The 20,785-nt window shown below is 65.3% G+C and carries 18 protein-coding genes; 6 read left to right on the forward strand and 12 right to left on the reverse strand.

The window, feature by feature from the left end:
- Window positions 1–152: 152 nt before the first annotated feature.
- The 10 genes from ACE10W_RS40150 to ACE10W_RS40195 all read right to left on the reverse strand — a co-directional run bounded on the left by ACE10W_RS40150 (window position 153) and on the right by ACE10W_RS40195 (window position 8,942).
- Window positions 153–1,091: an acyltransferase domain-containing protein gene (locus tag ACE10W_RS40150; RefSeq protein ID WP_304549403.1), complete on the reverse strand. Its 939-nt coding sequence runs from the start codon at window positions 1,089–1,091 to the stop codon at window positions 153–155.
- A gap of 9 nt (window positions 1,092–1,100) precedes the next feature.
- Window positions 1,101–2,051, reverse strand: a complete 951-nt coding sequence (locus ACE10W_RS40155; protein ID WP_304549404.1) for an AEC family transporter — start codon at window positions 2,049–2,051, stop codon at window positions 1,101–1,103.
- The gene (gene mdcB / locus ACE10W_RS40160) at window positions 2,048–2,926 is read right to left on the reverse strand and encodes a triphosphoribosyl-dephospho-CoA synthase MdcB (protein WP_304549406.1); all 879 of its coding nucleotides are present in this window, start codon (window positions 2,924–2,926) and stop codon (window positions 2,048–2,050) included. Before mdcB ends, ACE10W_RS40155 begins: the two co-directional genes overlap by 4 nt.
- Window positions 2,923–3,603 (reverse strand): malonate decarboxylase holo-[acyl-carrier-protein] synthase, encoded by a 681-nt coding sequence (gene mdcG / locus ACE10W_RS40165; RefSeq protein WP_304549408.1) that lies wholly within the window; start codon window positions 3,601–3,603, stop codon window positions 2,923–2,925. Before mdcG ends, mdcB begins: the two co-directional genes overlap by 4 nt.
- Complete coding sequence (mdcE, locus tag ACE10W_RS40170; RefSeq protein ID WP_304549410.1) at window positions 3,578–4,300, reverse strand: biotin-independent malonate decarboxylase subunit gamma; 723 nt, start codon at window positions 4,298–4,300, stop codon at window positions 3,578–3,580. The genes mdcG and mdcE overlap by 26 nt, the downstream gene beginning before the upstream one ends.
- Complete coding sequence (locus ACE10W_RS40175) at window positions 4,287–5,225, reverse strand: biotin-independent malonate decarboxylase subunit beta (protein ID WP_038966669.1); 939 nt, start codon at window positions 5,223–5,225, stop codon at window positions 4,287–4,289. The genes mdcE and ACE10W_RS40175 overlap by 14 nt, the downstream gene beginning before the upstream one ends.
- Window positions 5,222–5,539 (reverse strand): malonate decarboxylase acyl carrier protein, encoded by a 318-nt coding sequence (gene mdcC, locus ACE10W_RS40180; protein WP_011083101.1) that lies wholly within the window; start codon window positions 5,537–5,539, stop codon window positions 5,222–5,224. Before mdcC ends, ACE10W_RS40175 begins: the two co-directional genes overlap by 4 nt.
- A gap of 10 nt (window positions 5,540–5,549) precedes the next feature.
- On the reverse strand, window positions 5,550–7,196 hold the full coding sequence (gene mdcA, locus ACE10W_RS40185) for a malonate decarboxylase subunit alpha (protein ID WP_161532631.1): 1,647 nt from the start codon (window positions 7,194–7,196) through the stop codon (window positions 5,550–5,552).
- Window positions 7,193–8,059: an MBL fold metallo-hydrolase gene (locus ACE10W_RS40190; protein ID WP_304549413.1), complete on the reverse strand. Its 867-nt coding sequence runs from the start codon at window positions 8,057–8,059 to the stop codon at window positions 7,193–7,195. The genes mdcA and ACE10W_RS40190 overlap by 4 nt, the downstream gene beginning before the upstream one ends.
- 97 nt (window positions 8,060–8,156) lie before the next feature.
- Window positions 8,157–8,942: an alpha/beta hydrolase gene (locus ACE10W_RS40195; RefSeq protein ID WP_011083104.1), complete on the reverse strand. Its 786-nt coding sequence runs from the start codon at window positions 8,940–8,942 to the stop codon at window positions 8,157–8,159.
- A gap of 320 nt (window positions 8,943–9,262) precedes the next feature.
- On the opposite strand from ACE10W_RS40195, the gene ACE10W_RS40200 reads away from it, so the two are divergent.
- Window positions 9,263–9,604, forward strand: a complete 342-nt coding sequence (locus tag ACE10W_RS40200; protein WP_161532633.1) for a hypothetical protein — start codon at window positions 9,263–9,265, stop codon at window positions 9,602–9,604.
- Between the two features lie 143 nt (window positions 9,605–9,747).
- Here the strand turns inward: ACE10W_RS40200 and ACE10W_RS40205 are convergent, their stop codons facing one another.
- Window positions 9,748–10,248, reverse strand: coding sequence for a hypothetical protein (locus ACE10W_RS40205; RefSeq protein ID WP_375762492.1), 501 nt, complete (start codon window positions 10,246–10,248; stop codon window positions 9,748–9,750).
- 50 nt (window positions 10,249–10,298) lie between these two features.
- Between ACE10W_RS40205 and ACE10W_RS40210 the strand changes: the two genes are divergently transcribed.
- The 4 genes from ACE10W_RS40210 to ACE10W_RS40225 all read left to right on the forward strand — a co-directional run bounded on the left by ACE10W_RS40210 (window position 10,299) and on the right by ACE10W_RS40225 (window position 16,967).
- Window positions 10,299–11,471 carry an efflux RND transporter periplasmic adaptor subunit gene (locus tag ACE10W_RS40210; protein WP_271556259.1) on the forward strand — a complete coding sequence of 391 codons (1,173 nt, stop codon included), beginning with the start codon at window positions 10,299–10,301 and terminating at the stop codon, window positions 11,469–11,471.
- On the forward strand, window positions 11,468–14,611 hold the full coding sequence (locus tag ACE10W_RS40215; protein WP_304549420.1) for an efflux RND transporter permease subunit: 3,144 nt from the start codon (window positions 11,468–11,470) through the stop codon (window positions 14,609–14,611). The genes ACE10W_RS40210 and ACE10W_RS40215 overlap by 4 nt, the downstream gene beginning before the upstream one ends.
- Window positions 14,598–15,014 (forward strand): thioesterase family protein, encoded by a 417-nt coding sequence (locus tag ACE10W_RS40220; protein WP_304549422.1) that lies wholly within the window; start codon window positions 14,598–14,600, stop codon window positions 15,012–15,014. The genes ACE10W_RS40215 and ACE10W_RS40220 overlap by 14 nt, the downstream gene beginning before the upstream one ends.
- 102 nt (window positions 15,015–15,116) lie before the next feature.
- Window positions 15,117–16,967 (forward strand): ATP-binding protein, encoded by a 1,851-nt coding sequence (locus ACE10W_RS40225; protein ID WP_304549424.1) that lies wholly within the window; start codon window positions 15,117–15,119, stop codon window positions 16,965–16,967.
- A 23-nt stretch (window positions 16,968–16,990) separates the two neighbouring features.
- On the opposite strand, the gene ACE10W_RS40230 is transcribed toward ACE10W_RS40225, so the two are convergent.
- Window positions 16,991–19,282, reverse strand: a complete 2,292-nt coding sequence (locus tag ACE10W_RS40230) for an FdhF/YdeP family oxidoreductase (RefSeq protein WP_304549426.1) — start codon at window positions 19,280–19,282, stop codon at window positions 16,991–16,993.
- A 248-nt stretch (window positions 19,283–19,530) separates the two neighbouring features.
- On the opposite strand from ACE10W_RS40230, the gene ACE10W_RS40235 reads away from it, so the two are divergent.
- The gene (locus tag ACE10W_RS40235) at window positions 19,531–20,778 is read left to right on the forward strand and encodes an oxalate decarboxylase family bicupin (protein WP_011083113.1); all 1,248 of its coding nucleotides are present in this window, start codon (window positions 19,531–19,533) and stop codon (window positions 20,776–20,778) included.
- Window positions 20,779–20,785: the final 7 nt, after the last annotated feature.

Raw genomic sequence — 20,785 nt, forward strand, 5'->3', positions numbered from 1 at the left:
CGTGTTAGGTGACTGAGACCCCAAGTCACAGCTCGAGCCTCCCTCCTCCCTGGGCATACGAGCATTTTAGGGCCGTCCTCCCCCAAAGGACGGCCCCCTTTTTCGACCGCGCGGCGCGATCGACGGCATCGTCTCTTCGGAACTCGGCGAGGCTAGTCGTTCAGGTGACGCGCAGCCCAGGCGCGGACGCCCTGAAGACTCCTGAAATCATCCAGCGAGCGAGCCGGAAGTCCGGCCCCGATTTCCGCAACCATGCTGCTGAGCGCATGTCCCGGCCCCAGCTCGATAAACCCCGTAGCGCCCGCTTCGACACAGGCCCGCAGGCAATCCGCCCATTGCACCGTTTGCGAGATCTGCGCGGCAAGTTTGTCGCGACCGCTCTCGAGCGAGACGACCGGAGCGGCATCGATTCCGCTCAGAATGCGCGCACCGGTCCTCGGGGGAAATACCACCGACGCCAGGCGCAAGGTCTCACGAAAGACCGCGGACGCCGCGGCGAGCCGTTTGGTGTGGGAGGCAACCTCAACCGGCAACGCGACGATCCTTGCGCCGTGCATCGCCCGCGCGTCGTCGGCAATCCCGCCCAGCGCCTCACGGCCGCCGCCGATGACAAAGGCATCGCCCGGATTGACGATGGCGATCGCTGCGCCGTGACGTTCGCAAAGCTGACCGACCTCCTCGCGCGAAAGACCGCGGACGAAGATCAGCCCGTCACCCGCGCGCGTGGCCGCATCCATGGCCTCTGCGCGGCGTGCCACGAGATCGAGCGTGGTGGTCGCATCGAGCACACCGCCGACACCCCAGGCCGCGACCTCGCCGACACTGTAGCCGGCAATGATGACGCCGCGTGGAACGGCATCTGCGAGCGCGCGCGCCGCGGCGAGCGGCTGCACGGTGCAGAGAATCTGGCCCGTACGGTTGCGGTGCAGGGCCTCATCGGGTTCGCCGCGGACGAAATCGCGCGGATCGCTGCCACCGAGCAATGTCGCCGCGTGCGCAAACAGGTCCGCGGCCTCACGCGCGCCGCCCGTGAGGGCGAACATGTCCCGATGCTGTCCGCCTTGTCCCGAGCAGAGGATCGCAAGCGTCACGGTCGCGACCTAACCGGGAAAGAGCATGGCGATCGCAATCGCCAGGGTCACGACGCTGAATCCGGTGCTGGCGATGACCATGGATCCCGCCGTCGCGGAATCCAGCCGGTAGTTGACGGCAAACAGGATGCCGAAAAAGCCCGAGGGCACCGCGGCAAGCAGAATGGCAGTCTTCGCGGGATCAGGCGCAATCGGAATGAAGTGAATGACCGCAATGGCCAGCAGCGGCCGAACGACATCCGAGGCCGCCGTTGCGGCCACGATCCGCCAATCCAGCCGGAACGATTGTGCCGACAGAATCGCCCCCGTGAGAAACAGGGCGACACCCGCGGCGGCACTCCCGATCAACGCCAGGCATGCATGGGCAAGTGCATCAAGGCTCACGTCCGACAGCGAAAGCAGGATGCCTGCCGCAGGCGCCAGTACGACCGGCTTGGTGATCGCGCGCCTGACTGCCGTCAGAATCTGCCGCGTCGACAATTCGGCGCCCTGCGCCCTGCTCGCACCCATTTCCACCATGATCAGGGTCAGCGGGCTGATCAGAATCGAGCCCGTTGCCAATGCGACCGCAACCGGGACGGTGCCGGCGGGGCCCAACACGGACGACAGGATCGGAAGTCCGACGCCGGCAAGGTTCGGAAAGCCGATCGTCAAGGCCTGCAGCGACGCATCGGACCGGGACGCCTTCGAGAACCTGCGCGCGGCGCAATACCAGGCGACATAGAGCAACAGCATCGTCACGCCGAGCACCATGGAGAGCGGAACCTGTTCGATCATATCGCGGCGCGAGGCCGAAGCGGTCGCGGCGAACAAGGACGCCGGCAGCGCAAAATCCATCACCAGCGCGTTGAGGGCGTCGACGTGAAGATTGTCGACGATATGAAATCTTCCGGCGGCGTATCCCAGCAACAGGACGAAGAAGACCGGCACCAGCGCCATCAGGATCGCGTTGGACATCATGGAATCGGCCTTTCATGGGCATCGACGAAGAGCGTCATAGCGAGCAGGTCGGCCGATCCACCCGGGCTGAGACGGCGGGCGACGAAACTTTCGTGGATCGATTCTGCCCGCGCACGCCAGCCGGACGCGCAGACGCCGCCGGCATCGACGAAGCGACGCGCCGCGTCATGTGCAAGACGAAGGCCGTCGAGGCCGCCTCGATGCAGGAGGTTGGTGTCCTCGACGGAAGCGATCAGGGCAAAGCACGCCTCGACCCGGGCGGCTTCCGTATCCTCCACAACGACAGTTGCTCTCCGCAAGGCCGGCAAGCCGATTCCGTAGATGCTGGGAAATCCCCTCGCGGCCTCGATACGCGCACCGCCCGCGCGAAAGCGGCGGCGGGCTCCGCTGCCATGGCTGTGCAGCAGCACCGGACCATCGAGGATGCTGTCGCCCCACAGGCGTGCTACGGCATCGCCAAGCGGAAGCTCGGGAGCGACCAACCCGCCGGCTTTCGCACCGGCGGCCGCGCACAGCAGGCCGAGCCCGAAGATCGCGCCACGGTGCGTGTTGACCCCCGAAGTCGCCGCGAACATGGCGCGCTCCGCCTCGAGGCCAATGACCCGCAGCCGCCCCATGCCGCAGCCAAGCGCACCTGCATCGGCCAGGCGTTGCAGATAGGGCCTGATGGCCGCGGCGCTGCGACGAAACGTGCCCGCATCCATGTCATCGTGACTGCCATTGTCGACATGGCTCACCAGCCCCGGTTTCGGCCAGGTTTCGAGCTCCTTGACGAGGCAATCGGCGGCGACAGCACCGATGGCAGAGACATCGGGCATTATCCGCGCGCGGCGCAGAAGCGGCCGTTCCATGCCTCTTGCGGCCATGGTGATCATGATCCCGTCGCTCCCGAAATGAATTGATGCCTGTCGAGCAGGACCACGCGCTCAATGCTCTTGACCAGAAGCTCGCTCGCGCCGCCGTGGACTTCACGCCAGTTCACCGCAGCGCCGTCGGCGCTCATCAGCTCGCCATCAAGCCGCATCGGCGCGCTGGTCTCGATCGCGGCGACATCGGCGACGAAGCGATCGATGTCGGTTTCGCTTCGAAACTCGAACAGGACATCGAGATCGGAACGGCCGGTCACGTAGTCGAGCCCGGTCAACGACTGCCAGGCCAGGCTGCCGTAGACGCGCGCGTCCACCGAATGGCGAAGCGCCAGCCCGTCGAGCCGGTCGAGCGTCGGCCACCAGTTGCGCGGCGCGTAAGCCCGCGCCTGTTGCAGCGACGGCGGCCGCGCGACCAAGGCGACGTGGTCGATTTCGACCAGGAGGGCAACCCGTTTCTTGCCGGCAGAAGGCGGCAGGGGCAGGCCCAGCGCGACGCCGGTTGCCTCGTGTGGCAAGGCGCGCCGCCTGATCGTCGGCCACCGCATTTTGGGCCAGCGCGCGAGAAGGGAATCGGCGGCGAGATCGTCGCGCGCGTCCAACATCGCGCGCCACCCCGCGGGGCTGACGAAGACGAGGTCGTGACGACCAGGTGCTCGATCACCGTGCTTGCAGGGCGAGGTCACGAACGCGCTCCGCGATCTCGGCGGCCTTCAGCCGGCCGCCACGCTCCTTGCCGAGCGCATCCCGCCGGTCCTGCGCGGCCGGCATGTCGGCGAGCAACGCCTCCAGCTGGTCGGCGAGCGAAGCGGCATTGCTCCATGTCATGTGGACGGCACCCATTTGCGCGAGATTAGACAGGCCCGGTGCGAACACCGGCGTCGACTTCGCCTTTTCCTGCAGCGCCTCCATCGACAGCTTGGTCACCTTCGCCATCGAAGGCAGGTCCATCACCGCGGGATCGGCTCCGGGCAGCCCGACCAGCACACGCGTTGCAAGGCCCGTCGCAAGCAGCGCGCCCGCAGCCGAGTGGCCGTACAGAACGCCGATGGTCGGGCGGCCATTCATGTCCGCGTGGATCAGCACCTTCGCCAGATGTGCGAGGAACTCGTTCAGCCCGAGCAGCTCGTCGCGCTTGCTCATGCGCTGGCTGTCGCTGTCGACGAGCACCAGGATCGGCCCGGAGTCACGGCCGATCGACTCCAGGAGATGTGCGGAAAGCCTGATGGCCTCGTCGACGCCCAGCGCGGTGCGGTTCGCAACGCCGATCACCAGCATCGTGCCACCGGATCGCAGCGTCGCCGAGCCGTGAAGGACGCCGTTGTCGTTGCTTACCTCATGGCCGTCAGGAAAGAGCGAGGCGATGATGTCATCGAGCGTCACGGCTGGTCCTCCCGATCCTGTTGGCGAGCGCAATGAACTGATCTGCCGGCAGCTCCGGAACCGTCTCAGCGTGCTCGATGCCTTCCGCGGTCCAGATGTCGACGGCATCCGCGCAGGCGCCGAAGCGGCGCAACCGTCCGGCGAGCCGTTCCTGCTCGGCCTTCAGCCTGTCGAGACCGAAAGGTCCGACCAGGCCGATCAGCTCCAGCGCGGCCTCGCGAAAATCCTGCACATTGTCGTCGGCAAAGACATCGGCGGCGCCGAGCAGGCGGCGGTGCTTGCCGCCCATCGTCCGCCAGACCAGGGCACGATCGCGCGAGTCGAACTCCTCGACGCCGCGATTGGTCTCGATGACTTCGGGACCTGACACCGCGATGCGCCCCGGCTCCGAGACGGCGAGCGCGGAGCAACAGCCCGCGATCAGGCCGCCGCCGCCGTAGCATCCGGACCTCCCACCGATCAGGCCGATGACCTTCACGCCGGCGGCGCGCGCTTCCATCACGGCGCGCATGATCTCGGCGATGGCAAGCTCGCCGGCATTGGCTTCCTGCAACCGGACGCCGCCGGTATCGAACAGGATCAAGACGGGGATCGAGCCGATCTCGCGCGCGGCGCGGAGCAGCCCGGTCAGCTTGGCGCCGTGCACTTCGCCGAAGGCGCCGCCCATGAAGCGGCCCTCCTGCGCGGCAACGAACACCGGCGAGCCGTCGAGGCGACCGTGACCGACGACGATGCCGTCGTCGAACTGCTCGGGAAGATCGAATATCTTCAGATGCGGGCTGACCTCGCGCTGCTCCGGCCCGATGAACTCGACGAAGCTGCCGGCATCGAGCAGCAGTTCCAGCCGCACGCGGGCCGACGCCTCGTAGAAGCTGGTGCTGTGCGCCCGTTCGGCGGGGGTGATGTGCTTGATCGGCGCGGTCATTGGCCGTTCTCCGCGATCGATCGCACCGCCTGCGCCAGCCGGAGCGAGACCGTATCGGGACGCGCGCCGCCGTCATTGATCGAGAACTTCAGCCCGCCGGGCGAATAGCGCTCGACGAAATCGCCGATCACGGCTCTCCAGACCTCGCCGAAGCCGACGGCGGCGGTCTTGATGTCGATGGCACATTCCGCATCCGGCAGCACGCGCTCCACCAGCACTTCGAGATTGCCCGAGGCAACTATGCCGACAATCGCGCTCCGCCTGGCGCCGTCGGCGCGGGCGCGAACCGGATGTCGAAAGCTGAGATCTTCCATGGCGCGTTCCTCACCAGTTCCTGAATTTCGAAGGGGGTGCGTACAAGCCACCCGACCAGCGCACGAGATCCTTGATCGAGCGCGCCGCCAGCAGGCTGCGATCCGCATCGAGCGGATTGATGCCGAGATCTTCCGGCCGGCGGATCACGCCGCGCTCGCGCAGGCGCGCGACCATGCCGTGGTCCCGCCGACGGCCGACATCGGTGTAGCCGGCAACGCCACGGATGGCCTGCTCGCGCTCCTGCGCGGTGCGGCACAGCAAGAGATTCGCCACGCCCTCCTCGGTGACGATGTGCGTGACGTCGTCGCCATAGATCATGACCGGCGCCAGTTCGAGCTTCAGCTTCTCCGCGAGCTCGATGGCATCGAGCTTCTCGACGAAGAGCGGCACGTTCTTGTCCCCGAACGTCTCGCCGATCTGCACGACCAGCTTGCGGCCGCGGCGCATCAGTGCCGAGCCGTCCGGATCGGCCTCCGCTCCGGCCTTCAGCCAGGGCTCGCTCGGATGCCGCCGCCCGCGGGCATCCGCCCCCATGTTCGGAGCGCCGCCAAAGCCTGCGATGCGCGAGGTGGTGACAGTCGACGAATTTCCCTGCAGATCGATCTGCAGCGTGGAGCCAATGAACATGTCGCAGGCATAGAGCCCGGCGGCCTGACAGAAGGCGCGGTTGGAACGCAACGAGCCGTCGGGACCGGTGAAGTAGACGTCGGATCTGGCGCGGATGTAGTCATCCATGCCGACCTCCGATCCGAACGAGTGGATCTGCCGCACCCAGCCGGATTCGATCGCGGGAATGAGTGCGGGATGCGGATTCAGCGCGAAGTGGGTTGCGATCCTGCCCTTCAGCCCCAGCCTCTCGCCGAATGTCGGGAGCAGGAGTTCGATCGCGGCCGTGCTGAAGCCGATGCCGTGATTGAGCCGCTGCACGCCATACGGTGCATAAACCCCCTTGATCGCCAGCATCGCGGTCAGGATCTGGCCTTCGGTGATCGCGGCCGGATCGCGCGTGAACAATGGTTCGACGAAGAACGGCTTGTCAGCCTTGACGATGAAATGGACACGGTCCGCCGGGATATCGACCCGCGGAACCGTCTCCACGATCTCGTTGACCTGGGCGATCACGACGCCGTCCTTGAACGTCGTCGCCTCGACCACGGTCGGCGTGTCCTCGGTGTTCGGGCCGGTGTAGAGATTTCCCTCGCGATCGGCGCTGACGGCGGCGATCAGCGCGACGTGCGGCGTGAGGTCGATGAAGTAGCGGGCGAACAGTTCGAGATAGGTATGAACCGCACCCAGCTCGATCTTGCCGCCGAACAGCATGCGCGCAATCCGCGCCGATTGCGGCCCGGAATAGGCATAGTCGAGCCGCTTCGCGACGCCGCGGTCGAACAGGTCCAGATGTTCGGGCAGAACGACGCCCGACTGCACCATGTGCAGATCGTTGACCCTGGAGGGATCGACCGCCAGCAGCGCGCGGCTCAAGAGATCCGCCTGCTTCTGGTTGTCGCCCTCCAGGCAAACCCGGTCGCCCGGCCGGATCACGGCCTCCAGCAGGCGCGTGACGTCGTGTGCTTCGACGACCTTGCCGCGGGCAAGGACTGCGCCCGCCGCAATGCGGGCATCACGCGCGACACGGTTGTCCTGCCAGCTCGTCATGACTTCTGCCCCTTTGCGGCGTTGGCCCCGCTCCAGAGCGATCCCGGATTGGCACGGTCGGGATGGAGCTCGAGCATCGCCTCGTAGAGCTCGCGCGGCGATATCGTCGCCTTATCGAGGCGGTTGAAATCGAGCAGGTATTGCCGGGTCGCCGCGATGTTGCGCGGGTCGTCGTCGTTATCCGGCTTTTTGTGTCCGGCGACGACGAAGCGCGGCTTCAGCGCCGCAAGCCGGTCGAGCGCGGCGATCCATTCCAGCCGGCTCTGCGTGTCGGTTTCGGCCAGATAGGGATGAATGCCGTTGTACACGGTGTCGCCGGCGACGATCAGATCGAGAGACGGGACATGAAGGGCGGTTGAGCGCGCCGTATCGGTTCGTCCCATGTCGATGACGACGAGCTTGTGTCCCTCGAGCGTGAGCTCGCCTTCGAGGGGCGCAGCCGCGACCAGGCGCTCTGCGATCTCGCCCGGAAAGCGCTTGCGCCAGAAACCGTCGAGCGAGGCCGGCGAGAGCTGCGCCTTCATCTCGTCGACGACCTCGGGAACGGCAACGGCTTTTGCCTGCGGAAAGCGGTCGAGCAGCGGTGCCAGCCCGAAGAAATGATCCCCGTGCCCGTGTGTGACATAGATCGTCGTCAGATTTCGCTCGCAAGACGCGACCCAGTCCAGCAGCGTTTTCGACTGCCCGGCGGTGAGGAACGTGTCGACGAGGACCGCGTCCCGCTCGCCGTAGATCAACGTCGACGAATTCGCGACCCACATCAGGTCCGGATTGCCGGACGGCAAGTCGCGGCTCAGTCCGGCCCGCTTCACCGTCGTCACCTTCCAGTTCAGGGCGGCGCCGGTCGTCTCGATCACATTCATGGGAATTCTCCTGATGGCACAGTCGGGCCGGCGGGAGTGCTGCCGCTCCCGCCGTCCTTCCTTCTGCCGGTCGTGCGTCAGGACCGGCGAAGCGTGATCACCGCGTAACCGGCTGCTGGATGCTGCGCGCGGCGCGGGTGATGACCGCAGCCACTTCCTTCGGATGCGACTCGTAGACCGAGTGGCTGGCGCCCGGGATCACGGTGGTCTGGCTCTTGGCGCGCTCGTAGTACCAGCGCTCCAGATCCGGATTGATGATCTGGTCGTTGCCGGCGACGATGCCCCAGCTCGGCTTGGTCTTCCACGCCGCCGCCGTCAGCGGCGTGCTGAACACCTGGGCCGCAGCCGGGACCTGGGAGCGCGCGACGAACTCGGCCCGCTCGCGCGGCAGATCGGGTGCGAACAGTTTCGGGAATTGCACGGGATCGAGATAGGTGAACTTGTCGGGCGTGACCTTGATGACGCCCTCGGTCTTGCCGAGCACGCTCGGCGTCTTCTTGCCCAACGCCGATTCGTCCTCTCCGACGTCGGGCGCGTGCGCGGCGACGTAGACGAGACCGACGACGCTCGGATGAACGCCGGCCTCGGTGATGATCGAGCCGCCGTAGCTATGGCCGACGAGAAGCGTCGGGCCATCCTGCAGATCGAGAATGCGCTTGGCCGCCGTGACGTCGTCGGCGAACGAGGTCTCAGGCTCCTGCACCATGGTGACGCGGAAGCCTTCCTTGGTCAGGATCTCGTAGACCGGTTTCCAGCCGGACCCATCCACCCAGGCGCCGTGCACCAGGACGATGTTCTTCAGGGGCTCCGCGTTCGCAGGGGCGACGGTCGAGAGCAAGGAGAGAGCGGCGGCAAAGGCGAGACCAGCGTTGAGGTGTTTCATGTCGGGATCACTCCGGGTTGGAATGACGCGACACTAGTTTCGATGCTTGCCCGCGTATTTCGGCAAGCAACGGCCCTTGCCACTTCGCACGCCGGGACACGCGAGCTGCGACGATCGCTGCTCGAACATCCTCCGGACGCGGCCCGGTTGAGAGACGCACTTCTAACGGAGGGCCCACGTCATGCACACTGACATTCATGACAATGATCTCTCGCAAGCGTGAACGGCCGGCGTTCATACGCGAAAGACGATCGATACGCGCTCTGTCATTCACGACAACGTTCCTGACGTCACTCGAAATCCAAGCATAGGATTGAACAATGACATCCATCGCAAAGTGCAGCGTCGCTCTCTTCGCCCTGCTGTGCGCGACCATGCCGGCTCATGCCGGAAGCTGCGCGGATGACATCGCGCAAACCCAGGCCCAGCTCGATCTGGCCATAGAAAAGGATGCGGGCTCCCACGGCTGGAAGCCGGAGAGCCTCAGCGCGCTGCGCAGCCATCAACCGACGCCCCGCTCGCTCGCGGAAGCAGAAGGTGGCAACGGCGTCGATTTCACTGACGCGCTCGACTCGCTCGATCGCGCGCGCACCGCCAATCGCGCCGGCGACATCGCCGCGTGCAGCCGGGAGATCGCACACGCGCGGGCCATCCTGAGATAGCGAAGGCGCTTCGGGGCCGATGACGAGGCGACGCCTCCTCGCCGTCGTGCAGCCGGGGAGCAGGACGTGCGTTCTGGAAATACCCGCGCGAGCGCATCTTTCTAATGTCCATGCATAGAGCCGGAGCCTTCTTCCATGCGAGATCAGCATTCACCGAACGACGCCGGCGCACGGAGTTCCGAATCGCGCCGGTTCTCCTTGATGCACCCTGCCGCGATGCTTGCGACCAGCGTCCTGTGGCTGGTCTCGACTGCGGCCATCGCCCAAACAACGATGCCGGGAACGCAGCCGCCTGCCGGCATGCTTGCGACCTCGCCGCTCAACCCGCAATCCACGCGACCCGTGGGCATTCCGTTGGGATCGACCGAGATCGCAACGCCCGGCATCTCCCCGATCAACCCCGCGCAAAGCACGACCGTCTGCGCCGGATCCGGCAATGCTTCATCCTCCGGAGCATTGTTCGACGGCGGCGGGCTGTCCGGCACCTCATTGACCAATTGCCCCGGCAGCACTGCAGCAGTCTCGTCCCTGCCCTCGACATCGACGGTCGGCCGCGTCGGGATTCCGCTGGGCTCCACCGAAATCGGCGGCGCCGGAATCAGTCCGTCCGTGCCGGTGCCCGGCCCCACGTCCACGGGCGGCACGACTTCGATCGACGGCTCCGGCAATCCCTGAGATCAGAAGGACCATCACCGTGAAACGCAACCTCACCATTGCATTCGTTGCTCTCGCCGCGATCCTGATCGGCGCGGGTCTCTGGTTCTTCGGCACCGACCGGAAGCCGGCCGTGGCAGCCGCACCCGTGCCCACCGCCGTGCCGGTGGTCGCCGCCAGCGTCACCGGCAAGGACGTTCCGATCTATCTGCGCGGCATCGGCACGGTGATTGCCTACAACACCGACGTCGTGCGCAGCCAGATTCAGGGACAGATCGTCAAGATCGCCTTCACCGAGGGACAGACCGTCAAGGCCGGCGACCTGCTCGCGCAGATCGACCCGCGTCCCTACGAGGCGCAGATCGAACAGCTGACGGCCAATCGCGACAGGGACCAGGCGCAGCTCGCGAATGCCGAGGCCAACCTCTCCCGCTACAATCAGCTCGGCGACAAGGGCTATGCGACCCCGCAACTGATCGAGACGCAGACGGCGCAGGTGGCGCAGCTCAAGGCCGCCGTGAAGGCGGACCAGGCCCAGATCGACGAGGCCAACGTCCAGCTCAGCTATACGCGCCTGTCGTCGGCCGTCCCCGGCATCACCGGCGTTCGCCAGATCGATGTCGGCAACGTCATTCATCCGACCGATCCCAACGGCCTCGTCATCGTCACCCAGATCGAGCCGATCTCGCTGCTGTTCACCCTGCCGCAGGCCGATCTGCCGGTGATCCAGGAGCATGCCGCGAAGGGCGAACTGAAGGTCATCGCCTACAGCCAGGACAACAAGACGAAGCTCGACGAGGGCACGCTGCTGCTGGTCAACAACGAGATCGCGGGAACGACCGGCACGGTCCAACTCAAGGCCGTGTTCCCAAACCATGAGCACAAGCTGTGGCCGGGCCAGCTGGTGAACGCGCGCCTGCTGCTCGAGATCCAGAAGGGTGCGCTCACTGTCGCCGGCTCGGCCGTGCAGCAGGGACCGAACGGCAGCTATGTCTATGTCGTGACCGACGGCCAGACGGCCACCTTGCGTCCCGTTCACGTCGTGCAGATCAGCGATGGCCAGGCCCTGATCGACCAGGGACTGAAATCAGGCGACGTCGTCGTGATCGACGGCCAGTACCGACTCACGGAAGGCAGCCGCGTTCGCGAGCTGCACGGCAAGGCCGCGCGTGAAGCCGACCTGCAGAGCGCCGTGCAGGATGCGATCCCATGAACCTTTCCGCGCCCTTCATCCTGCGGCCAATTGCAACCGCCCTGCTGATGGCTGGCCTGCTGCTGTGCGGCCTCGCGGCCTATCCGCTGCTGCCGGTCGGTGCGCTACCGAACGTCAATTACCCGACCATCCAGATCTCGGCGCAACTGCCCGGCGCCGATCCGGGCACCATCGCCTCGTCGCTGGCGACGCCGCTCGAGCAGCAGCTCAGCCAGATCCCCGGCGTCACGCAGCTCACCTCGTCCAGTGCGCTCGGCGTGGCCCAGCTCACAGTGCAGTTCGAGCTGTCGCGCACCGTGGACAGCGCGGCGGTGGACGTGCTGGCCGCGATCAATGCCGCAAGCCCTTTCCTGCCGCCGAACATCCCCTACCCGCCGACGATCAGGAAGGTGAATCCGGCGGAGACGCCGATCATGCTGATCGCGCTGACGTCGGACTCGCTGCCGCTGACCACGGTCGACGCCTATGCGGAAAACATCCTGCTGCCGAAGATCTCTCAGGTGCCGGGCGTGGGTCTCGTCGGCATCGGCGGCCAGCAGAAGCCCGCGATCCGTGTTCGCGTCAATCCGCAGGCGCTTGCCGCCCGCGGCATCGGCCTCGAAGACGTCCGCAACGTGATCGCCGGCGCCAACGTCGACCTGCCGAAGGGCACGCTCAACAGCCCGCGCGTCACCTATACGCTGAACACCAACGATCAATTGCTCAAGCCCTCCGCCTATGAAGACCTCATCATCGCCTATCGCAACGGCTCGCCGGTGCGGATACGCGACATCGGCACGGCGATCGAGGGGCCCGAGAACGACCTCCTGGCCGGCTGGTACGGCAAGGAGCCCGCCATCATCCTGGCAGTCCAGCGCGTTCCCGGCGCCAACGTGATCGAGACGGTCGACCGCATCAAGAAGCTGCTGCCGCAATTGCAGGCCTCCGTTCCACCGGCGATCAAGGTGACGATCGCCGCCGACCGGACCGCCACCATTCGCGCCGCGGTCTCCGACGTTCAATTCACGCTGATGCTGACGGTCGCACTGGTGGTAATGGTCATATTCCTGTTCCTGCGGAATTTCTGGGCCACCATCATCCCGGCGATCACGGTTCCCCTGTCGCTGATCGGCACGTTCGCGGTCCTCTACGTGCTCGGCTACAGCCTGGACAACCTCTCGCTGATGGCGCTGTCCATCGCGGTGGGCTTCGTGGTCGACGATGCCGTCGTCGTCATCGAGAACATCGTGCGCCATCTCGAGCAGGGCATGACGCCGATGGAGGCCGCGCTCAAGGGTTCCAGCGAAATCGGCTTCACGATCGTCTCCATCACCCTGTCGCTGATTGCTGTGTTCATCCCGCTTTTCCTGATGGGAGGCTACGTCGGCAAGCTGTTCCAGGAATTCGCCGTCACGATCACGGCTTCGCTGCTGCTGTCGCTGGTCATCTCGCTCACGCTGACGCCGATGATGTGCGCGCGGCTGCTGAAGGACGACTCGCGGAAGAAGCACGGCCGAATCTATCTCGCCTTCGAACGCGGTTTCGACGCCCTGCTTGCGCTTTATGCGAGCGGCCTGCGAATCGTGCTGCGCCATCGCTTCGTGACGCTGCTCGTGATGCTCTCGACGATCGCGCTGACCGGCTATCTCTACGTGATCATTCCGAAGGGTTTCTTCCCGCAACAGGATACCGGGCAGATTGTCGGCATCACCGAAGCCGCACAGGACATTTCCTTCCCCGCCATGTCCGAACGCCAGCAGGCGATCGTCGACATCCTGTCGAAGGATCCGGCAATTCAGTCGGTGGCGAGCTATATCGGTCCGGGAGGTCCCACGGCGACGCTCAACCAGGGACGGATCTTCATCGTCCTGAAGCCGAAGCCCGGGCGCAAGGCCAGCGCCGACCAGATCATCGAACGGCTGGGGCCCCAGCTCGCCCATATCCAGGGCATCAGGCTCTACATGCAGGCCGCGCAGGACATCACCATCGGCGCACGCCTGTCCAAGACGCAATACCAGTACACGCTGACGGACGCCGATTCCAACGAGCTCACCAACTGGTCGGCGATCTTCCTCAAGAAGCTCCGCGAGCTCGACCTCATCACCGACGTCGCGAGCGACCAGGCCAATGCCGGCCCGCGGCTGGAGGTCACCGTCAATCGCGAGGTCGCATCGAGCTTCGGCATCCTGCCCACGACGATCGACAATGCCCTCGACGACGCATTCGGCCAGCGCATCGTCTCCACGATGTTCACCTCGCTGAACCAGTACCATGTCGTGATGGAGGTCGATCCGCGCTTCCAGTACGGGCCGGAAGCGCTCAAGGACATCTACCTGAACTCGGCCACCGGCCAGCAGGTCCCCCTGAGCACGCTGGTTCACAGCGTCATCAAGCCCGCGCCCATCCTGATCAACCACCAGAGCCTGTTTCCGTCGGTCACGATCTCGTTCAACCTGCGGCCCGGCGTCGCGCTCGGCGATGCGGTGACGGCGATCCAGAACATCGAGAAGAGCACGGGCAAGCCCGCCTCGCTGTCGACCTCGTTCCAGGGCAACGCCCAGGCCTTCCAGTCATCCCTGCGAGGCACACCGCTGCTGATCGGGGCGGCGCTGATCGTGATCTACATCATCCTCGGCGTGCTCTATGAGAGCCTGATCCATCCGATCACGATCCTGTCGACGCTGCCGTCGGCCGGCATCGGCGCTCTGTTGCTGCTGCTGGCGGTCCACATGGATCTCAGCGTCATCGCCATCATTGGCATCATCCTGCTGATCGGCATCGTCAAGAAGAACGGCATCATGCTGGTCGATTTCGCCCTCGAGGTGGAGCGCCAGCACGGGCTCAGCCCGGAAGAGGCGATCTACCAGGCCTGCACGCTGCGCTTCCGTCCGATCCTGATGACGACGATGGCGGCGCTGCTCGGCGGCGTGCCGCTGATGATCGGTTCCGGTACCGGCGCGGAGCTGCGCCAGCCGCTTGGCTACACGATCGTGGGCGGCCTGATGCTCTCGCAGATCCTGACGCTCTACACCACGCCCGTCGTCTATCTCTATCTCGACCAGCTCAGCAACTGGCTGACCGGGCGCAAGCCGCGGGCGGCCGCGACACCCACTTCATCCACAACCAAGACAGATGCGGAATTGAGCCATGAATCCGCTTGAGAGGCTGACCGCCGGCATGACGGCAGAGAAGCTGGTGACCGTCACGTCCGAGATGACGGTTGGCCATGTGGTGCCGGGAATGCCACCCGTCTACGGCACGCCGATGATGATCCTGCACATGGAGATGGCCGCGGGATCGGCCGTTCAACCATTCCTGCCGACGGGCCATGTCAGCGTCGGGATGATGGTCAATATCCGCCATCTGGCGGCAACCCCGGTCGGCCGCAAGGTGCGCGCGATCGCGAGGGTCGTCGCGGTCGAAGCCAGGAGTGTGCTGTTCGAGGTCGAGGCCTGGGACGGCGACCGCAAGATCGGCGACGGCAGCCACCGGCGCGGTGTTGTCGATGTCGCCGAATTCGAGCGGCGGTTCGGCGTGACGAAGCCCGCCGCTGAGATGGCCTAGGATCGCTGGCGGCAGGCAGCCCGATCGCGGCTTCGTGCGTTTTGACAAAGCGCCTGCGAAAACGCAAAAGACCGCTCTTCGGCGGCGCGGTAGACCTCCCGCATGACGCTCGAACGCCTGGATGGCCCTAACTCCGTACGGCTCCCGCGATGGTGGCGCCGTCTGCACCAAGACTGGGCCAAACAGGATCGCACTCCATTGTGGGCGTGGAGCAGCGTTGCCCTTTGCCTGCTGTCCTTCGCCTGGTCACTGCTCGGCTTCAATTCCACCACGATCGCTCTCGCCGCCTTTGTCGCGACTTCGCTCGCGGCGATCAGTCTGACCAGGTGGTCAGGCGAGCATGGCCACCTGGCCGCTTATCTCGCCGAGGCACAGAAGCTCAGCCAGACCGGCAGCTTCGGCTGGAACGTCGTGACCGGAGAGCTTTTCTGGTCGGATGAAACGTTCAGGATCTTCGATCTCGCACAGACATCGCGCCCGTCGCTCGCCGTCGTCTTGAAGCGCACACATCCCGATGACGTCAATGCCGTACGCGAGGCCATCGACCGGGCGGTGAACGAGAGGGGCGACTTTTCCCACGAAAACCGGCTGGTGCTGGACGACGGTTCGATCCGGACCATACGCGTGGTCGCCCGCGGAATGACGAACGGCCGGGGCCAGTTCGAGTTTGTCGGCGCGGTCATGGACATCACCGCCCAGAAGAAGGCCCATACCGAGCTGGAGCGGAGCGAACAGCGTTACCGCCATCTGTTCAGCCGCATGCCGATCGCATTCCGGCAGCTCGACGCCAGCAGGCTGGTCGTGCTGTTCCGAAAATTGCGTGCCGAGGGCGTCAAGGACCTTGGCCCCTATTTCGACAGCCACCCCGAGTTCCTCAGGACCTGCATGGACGCGCTCTCGTTTCAGGAGGCCAATGAACGGGCCATCCAGATGTTCGGAGGCGGCGTCGACGACTTTGTCGGACGCTCCATGGCCGAGACCTGGAAGGAGCGTCCCGATACGTTCCGGCGGGCCATGGAGTCGCGCTATCGCGGCGAGACGAATTTCGAGGAAGAGACCAAGATGGTCACGTGGGACGGCCGCGTCGTCGACGTTCTCTTCACCACGGCGCGGGTCGGCCCCATCAATGATCTCGAAGTCAGCCTGGTCGGCACCATCGACATTTCACAGCGTGTTCGCGCTCAGCAGAAGCTTCAGCAGGTTCAGGCTGAGTTCGCGCATGCCGCGCGCGTCTCGATGCTCGGAGAACTCACCGCATCGATCGCCCACGAGGTCAACCAGCCCCTCGCGGCCATCGCCACCAACGGCGCCGCCGGGCTGCGGTGGCTGAACAGGCCCACTCCCGATATCGTCGAGATCCGCAAGACCATCGAGAACATCGTCGTAGATACCCAGCGCGCCGCGAACATCGTGGCGCGCGTTCACGGGATGGCTTCCCGGAAAGTCCCCGAACAGGCATCCTTGTCATTTGACGAGATCGTCCGCGAAGCGCTTCTCTTTCTGCGACACGAGCTCGAATCCCGCGGCGTAACGATCCTGCACCGACCCGATCCGACCACACCGCAGGTGCTTGGTGACCGCACCCAGCTCCAGCAGGTGATCGTCAATCTGGCCATCAACGCTGTGCAGGCGATGACGCAGGCGGGATATGACGATCGCAGGATCGTCATCAGCACGGTCACGCAGGACGCGGCCACGTTGTGCTGCGCCGTGGAGGACAACGGCCCCGGCATCGCAGTTGAACATGTCGACCGGCTCTTCGAGAGCTTTTTCACGACCAAGGACAGCGGGATGGGCATGGGACTGCCGATCTGCCGGTCGATCGTGGAAGCGCATGGAGGCCGGATCGGCGCCGGGGGTAACGGTGCGAGTGGCGGCGCCCGCTTCTGGTTCACGCTGCCGGTCTCCGTGCCGGCGGATTCGCTGCGCTGCGACCTCAACGCCGATACGTGACCGCGACGTTTCCGGCGTGGCCGCTATTCCCCGGTAGCGGCCGAACGCACCAGGCGGATCGGGACGCCCTTGTATGACGGCGTGAAGCTGAGCGGATCGCGGGCGTAGAGCGGCACCAGCGGATTGGTCTCCGGATAGTACGCAGCACAGCAGCCCGTCGGAAAGGAATAGGCTACCACGCGGAAGTTGCGCACGATCCGCTCGGCGCCATCGGTCGAGGCGGTTATCAGGTCGACGCGATCGCCGTCCACAAGTCCCCGCCTCTTCAGCTCGTATTCATTGAGGAACACCACGTCGCGCTGACCGAACACGCCGCGATAGCGGTCCGACATCGAGTAGAGGGTGGTGTTGTACTGATCGTGGCTGCGTATGGTGGTAAGCCACAGGAAATCGGGATCGCCCTGCGGCGGGTCCTCGCCGCAACCCGCGAAGACCAGGAAGTTCGCCTTGCCCGACGGCGTCGCCCAGATGCGTTCGCGCGCCGTCGAGGTGAGATGGAAGCCGCCGGGGACGCGGATGCGGGCATTGTAGCCTTGGAAGATCGGGAACACCGCCTCGATCGCATCGCGGATGCGATCGTAATCGGCAACGAAGCCATCCCAGTCGACCACCGTGCGCTCTCCCAGCGTCGCCTTGGCAACGCCGGCGATGATCGCGACCTCGCTGAGGAGATGCTCCGATGCCGGCTTGTTGCGGCCGCCGGACGCATGCACCATCGACATCGAGTCTTCCACCGTGATCGACTGCGGCCCCGACGCCTGGACGTCGATCTCGGTACGGCCGAGACACGGCAGGATCAAGGCTGCACGGCCATGAACGAGATGGCTGCGGTTGAGCTTGGTGGCGACGTAGGCGGTCAGATCGAGATTGCGCAGCGCGGCCTGCGTCGCCTGCCAGTCCGGTATGGCCGCGGCAAAATTGCCGCCCATTGCGAAGAAGGCCTTTACCTCGCCGCGGATCATGGCTTCCAGCGCGGTCACCACGTTGTGTCCCGGCGCGGTCGGAGGCTTGAAGCCGAAGCGCTGCTCCAGCCGCTCGAGGAAGTCCGCCTTGGGGACTTCCGTGATCCCCACGGTCCGATCGCCCTGCACGTTGGAATGACCGCGAACCGGGCAGACGCCGGCGCCTTCGCGCCCCACATTGCCGCGCAACAGCGCGAGATTGGCGATCTGCTGCACGTTATTCGCGCCGCGCCAGTGCTGGGTGATGCCCATGCCGTACACGAGGATGGCACGCTCGGCCTTCATATAAGCGCCGGCGGCATATTCCATGTCCTCGCGCGTCAGGCCGGACTGACGTTCGATGTCCGGCCATTGCGTGCGCTTGAGATCGTCGATCAACGCCTCGACGCCGACGGTGTGACCGCGGATGAAATCCCAGTCCAGGATCTCCGGCTGCTCGGCGGCACGGGCTGCTTCGTCGGCCTCCACCAGGATCTTCATGATTCCCTTGAGGACGGCGACGTCACCGCCGACCCGTACCTGGAAGAGTTTTGAGCTGATCGCAGTCGACGACAGTGTGACCATCTCGATCGGGCTCTGCGGCGCCTGGAAACGCTCCAGCGCTCGCTCGCGGAACGGATTGAAGGAGATGATGGAGGCGCCGCGGCGTGCCGCATTGCGCAGGCTGGTCATCATCCGCGGGCTGTTGGTGCCGGGATTCTGGCCGAAGATGAAGATGCAATCGGCCTTGTCGAAATCCTCCAGCAGCACGGTGCCCTTGCCGACGCCGAGCGAGCAAGGCAGGCCGACGCTGGTCGCCTCGTGGCACATGTTCGAGCAGTCGGGAAAATTGTTGGTGCCGTACTCGCGTACGAAGAGCTGATAGAGGAAGGCGGCCTCGTTCGAGGTCCGCCCGGACGTGTAGAACTCTGCCATGTTCGGATCCGGCAAGGCCCGAAGCTCGCGACCGATCATGTCGAACGCATCGCTCCACCCGACCGGGAGATAGCGGTCGGATGCGGCATCATAGGCCATCGGATGGGTGAGCCGCCCGACCATTTCGAGATCGTAATCGTTCCAGCTCGTAAGCTCGGTGACCGTATGCTCGGCGAAGAATTCGGGCGTGCAGCGCTTCGACGTTGCCTCCCAGGCGACGGCCTTGCCGCCGTTCTCGCAGAATTCGAAGGACGAGGTGTGCTTCGGATCGGGCCACGCACAGCCGGGACAATCAAAACCCTCAGGCTGGTTCATCCGGCTCAGCGTCGCCGCGCCCTTCAGCGGCACCCGCTGCACCAGGAGTGCTTCGCTAAGCGCCTTGAGTGCGCCCCAGCCGCCGGCGGGTTCACGATAGGGACGAACCGATTTCGTGGTCATCTCGATATCTCTCGGTATGGCAATTCTCCGGGCCAGTTAAGGATCGCGCGGGCAGAGCCGTCTTTTCAAAACGACGCCGAATTTCTCAATTGCACACGTTCGAACCCGGCCGGGCGGCTGAAGCAGCCAGTGCATTCCGGAAAAAGGAAAGCCGTTCGCGGAAGCTGTGCCGGCAGCAAGGAACTAGGCTGGGCATCTTGAGCCCCCGCGCGACAGAGGGCTTTCGATGATTTTCAGGAGAGGCCCCCATGTTTTCACGACGTGATTTGCTGGCCATGTCCGCGGCAGGCGCCGCCATGGTCGGTTCCAGTGCGCAGGCGGCAACCTTCGGCAATCCGGACGAGCCGCCGCAAGGCGCCGTCAACGCCAAGAGCCCCGGGAGCCTGAGCGATCCCGGTCCGCAAAATCCCGAACTGGCCAAGCAATTCCCTTCCGCACAAACGCCGCCAGCGACGGACGTCGGCGGCCTACCGATGGATTGGGCCTCGTTCAACAATGCGCCGCGACGCATCCAAAACGGTGGCTGGGCTCGTCAGGTCACCGTCGAGGACTTCGCCATCTCGAAGGAAATCTCCGGCGTCAACATGCGGCTGTCCGCCGGCGGCATCCGCGAGCTGCATTGGCATCAAGCGGCCGAATGGGCGATCATGACCTACGGCTCCTGCCGCATCACCGTACTCGACACGCAGGGGCGCCCCTATGTCGGCGATCTCAAGGCCGGCGACCTCTGGTATTTCCCGCCGGGCGCGCCGCATTCGCTGCAGGGCTTGGGCCCCGACGGCTGTGAGTTCGTGATCTGCTTCGACGACGGCCACGCCAACGAATTCAACACGCTGCTGGTGACGGACTGGCTGGCCCATACGCCGCCCGAGGTGCTGGCAAAGAATTTCGGCGTGCCGGCCGACGCCTTCGCGAAGATCCCGCTGCACAATCGCTGGATCTTCCAGGGTACGGTGCCCGGCGATCTCGCCGACGATCGCGCGGCGGTCTCCAGGCACGCCGAAGCGCCGCCCTATCCCTTCATCCATTCGCTCGGCAGCTCGCCTCCCGTCAAGGAGAGCGCCGCCGGCAGCATCCGCGTCGCCGACAGCAGCAACTTCAAGGTCGCCACCACCGTCGCCGCGGCGCTGGTGACGATGCCGCCGGGCGCGGTCCGGGAGATGCACTGGCATCCGAATGCCGACGAGTGGCAGTACTACATCAAGGGCAAGGCGCGGATGACGGTGTTCGACACCGGCCCCAACGCGCTGACGACGGATTTCTCGGCCGGCGACATCGGCTATGTCCGGCGCAATCTCGGCCATTATGTCGAGAATGTCGGCGACACCGAGCTGCAGTTCGTCGGCGTGTTCCGCGCGCCGCGCTACGAAGAGGTGTCGCTCTCCAACTGGCTGACGCACACGCCGCCCAAGCTGGTGGCCCAGCATTTCAACATCGACGAGAAGCTGATCGCCCAATGGCCGGACAACGGCCCGGGTGTCATGCCCAAGTCCTGAAGCAGGC

Source organism: Bradyrhizobium sp. B025, assembly GCF_042257955.1.
Taxonomy (GTDB): domain Bacteria; phylum Pseudomonadota; class Alphaproteobacteria; order Rhizobiales; family Xanthobacteraceae; genus Bradyrhizobium; species Bradyrhizobium diazoefficiens.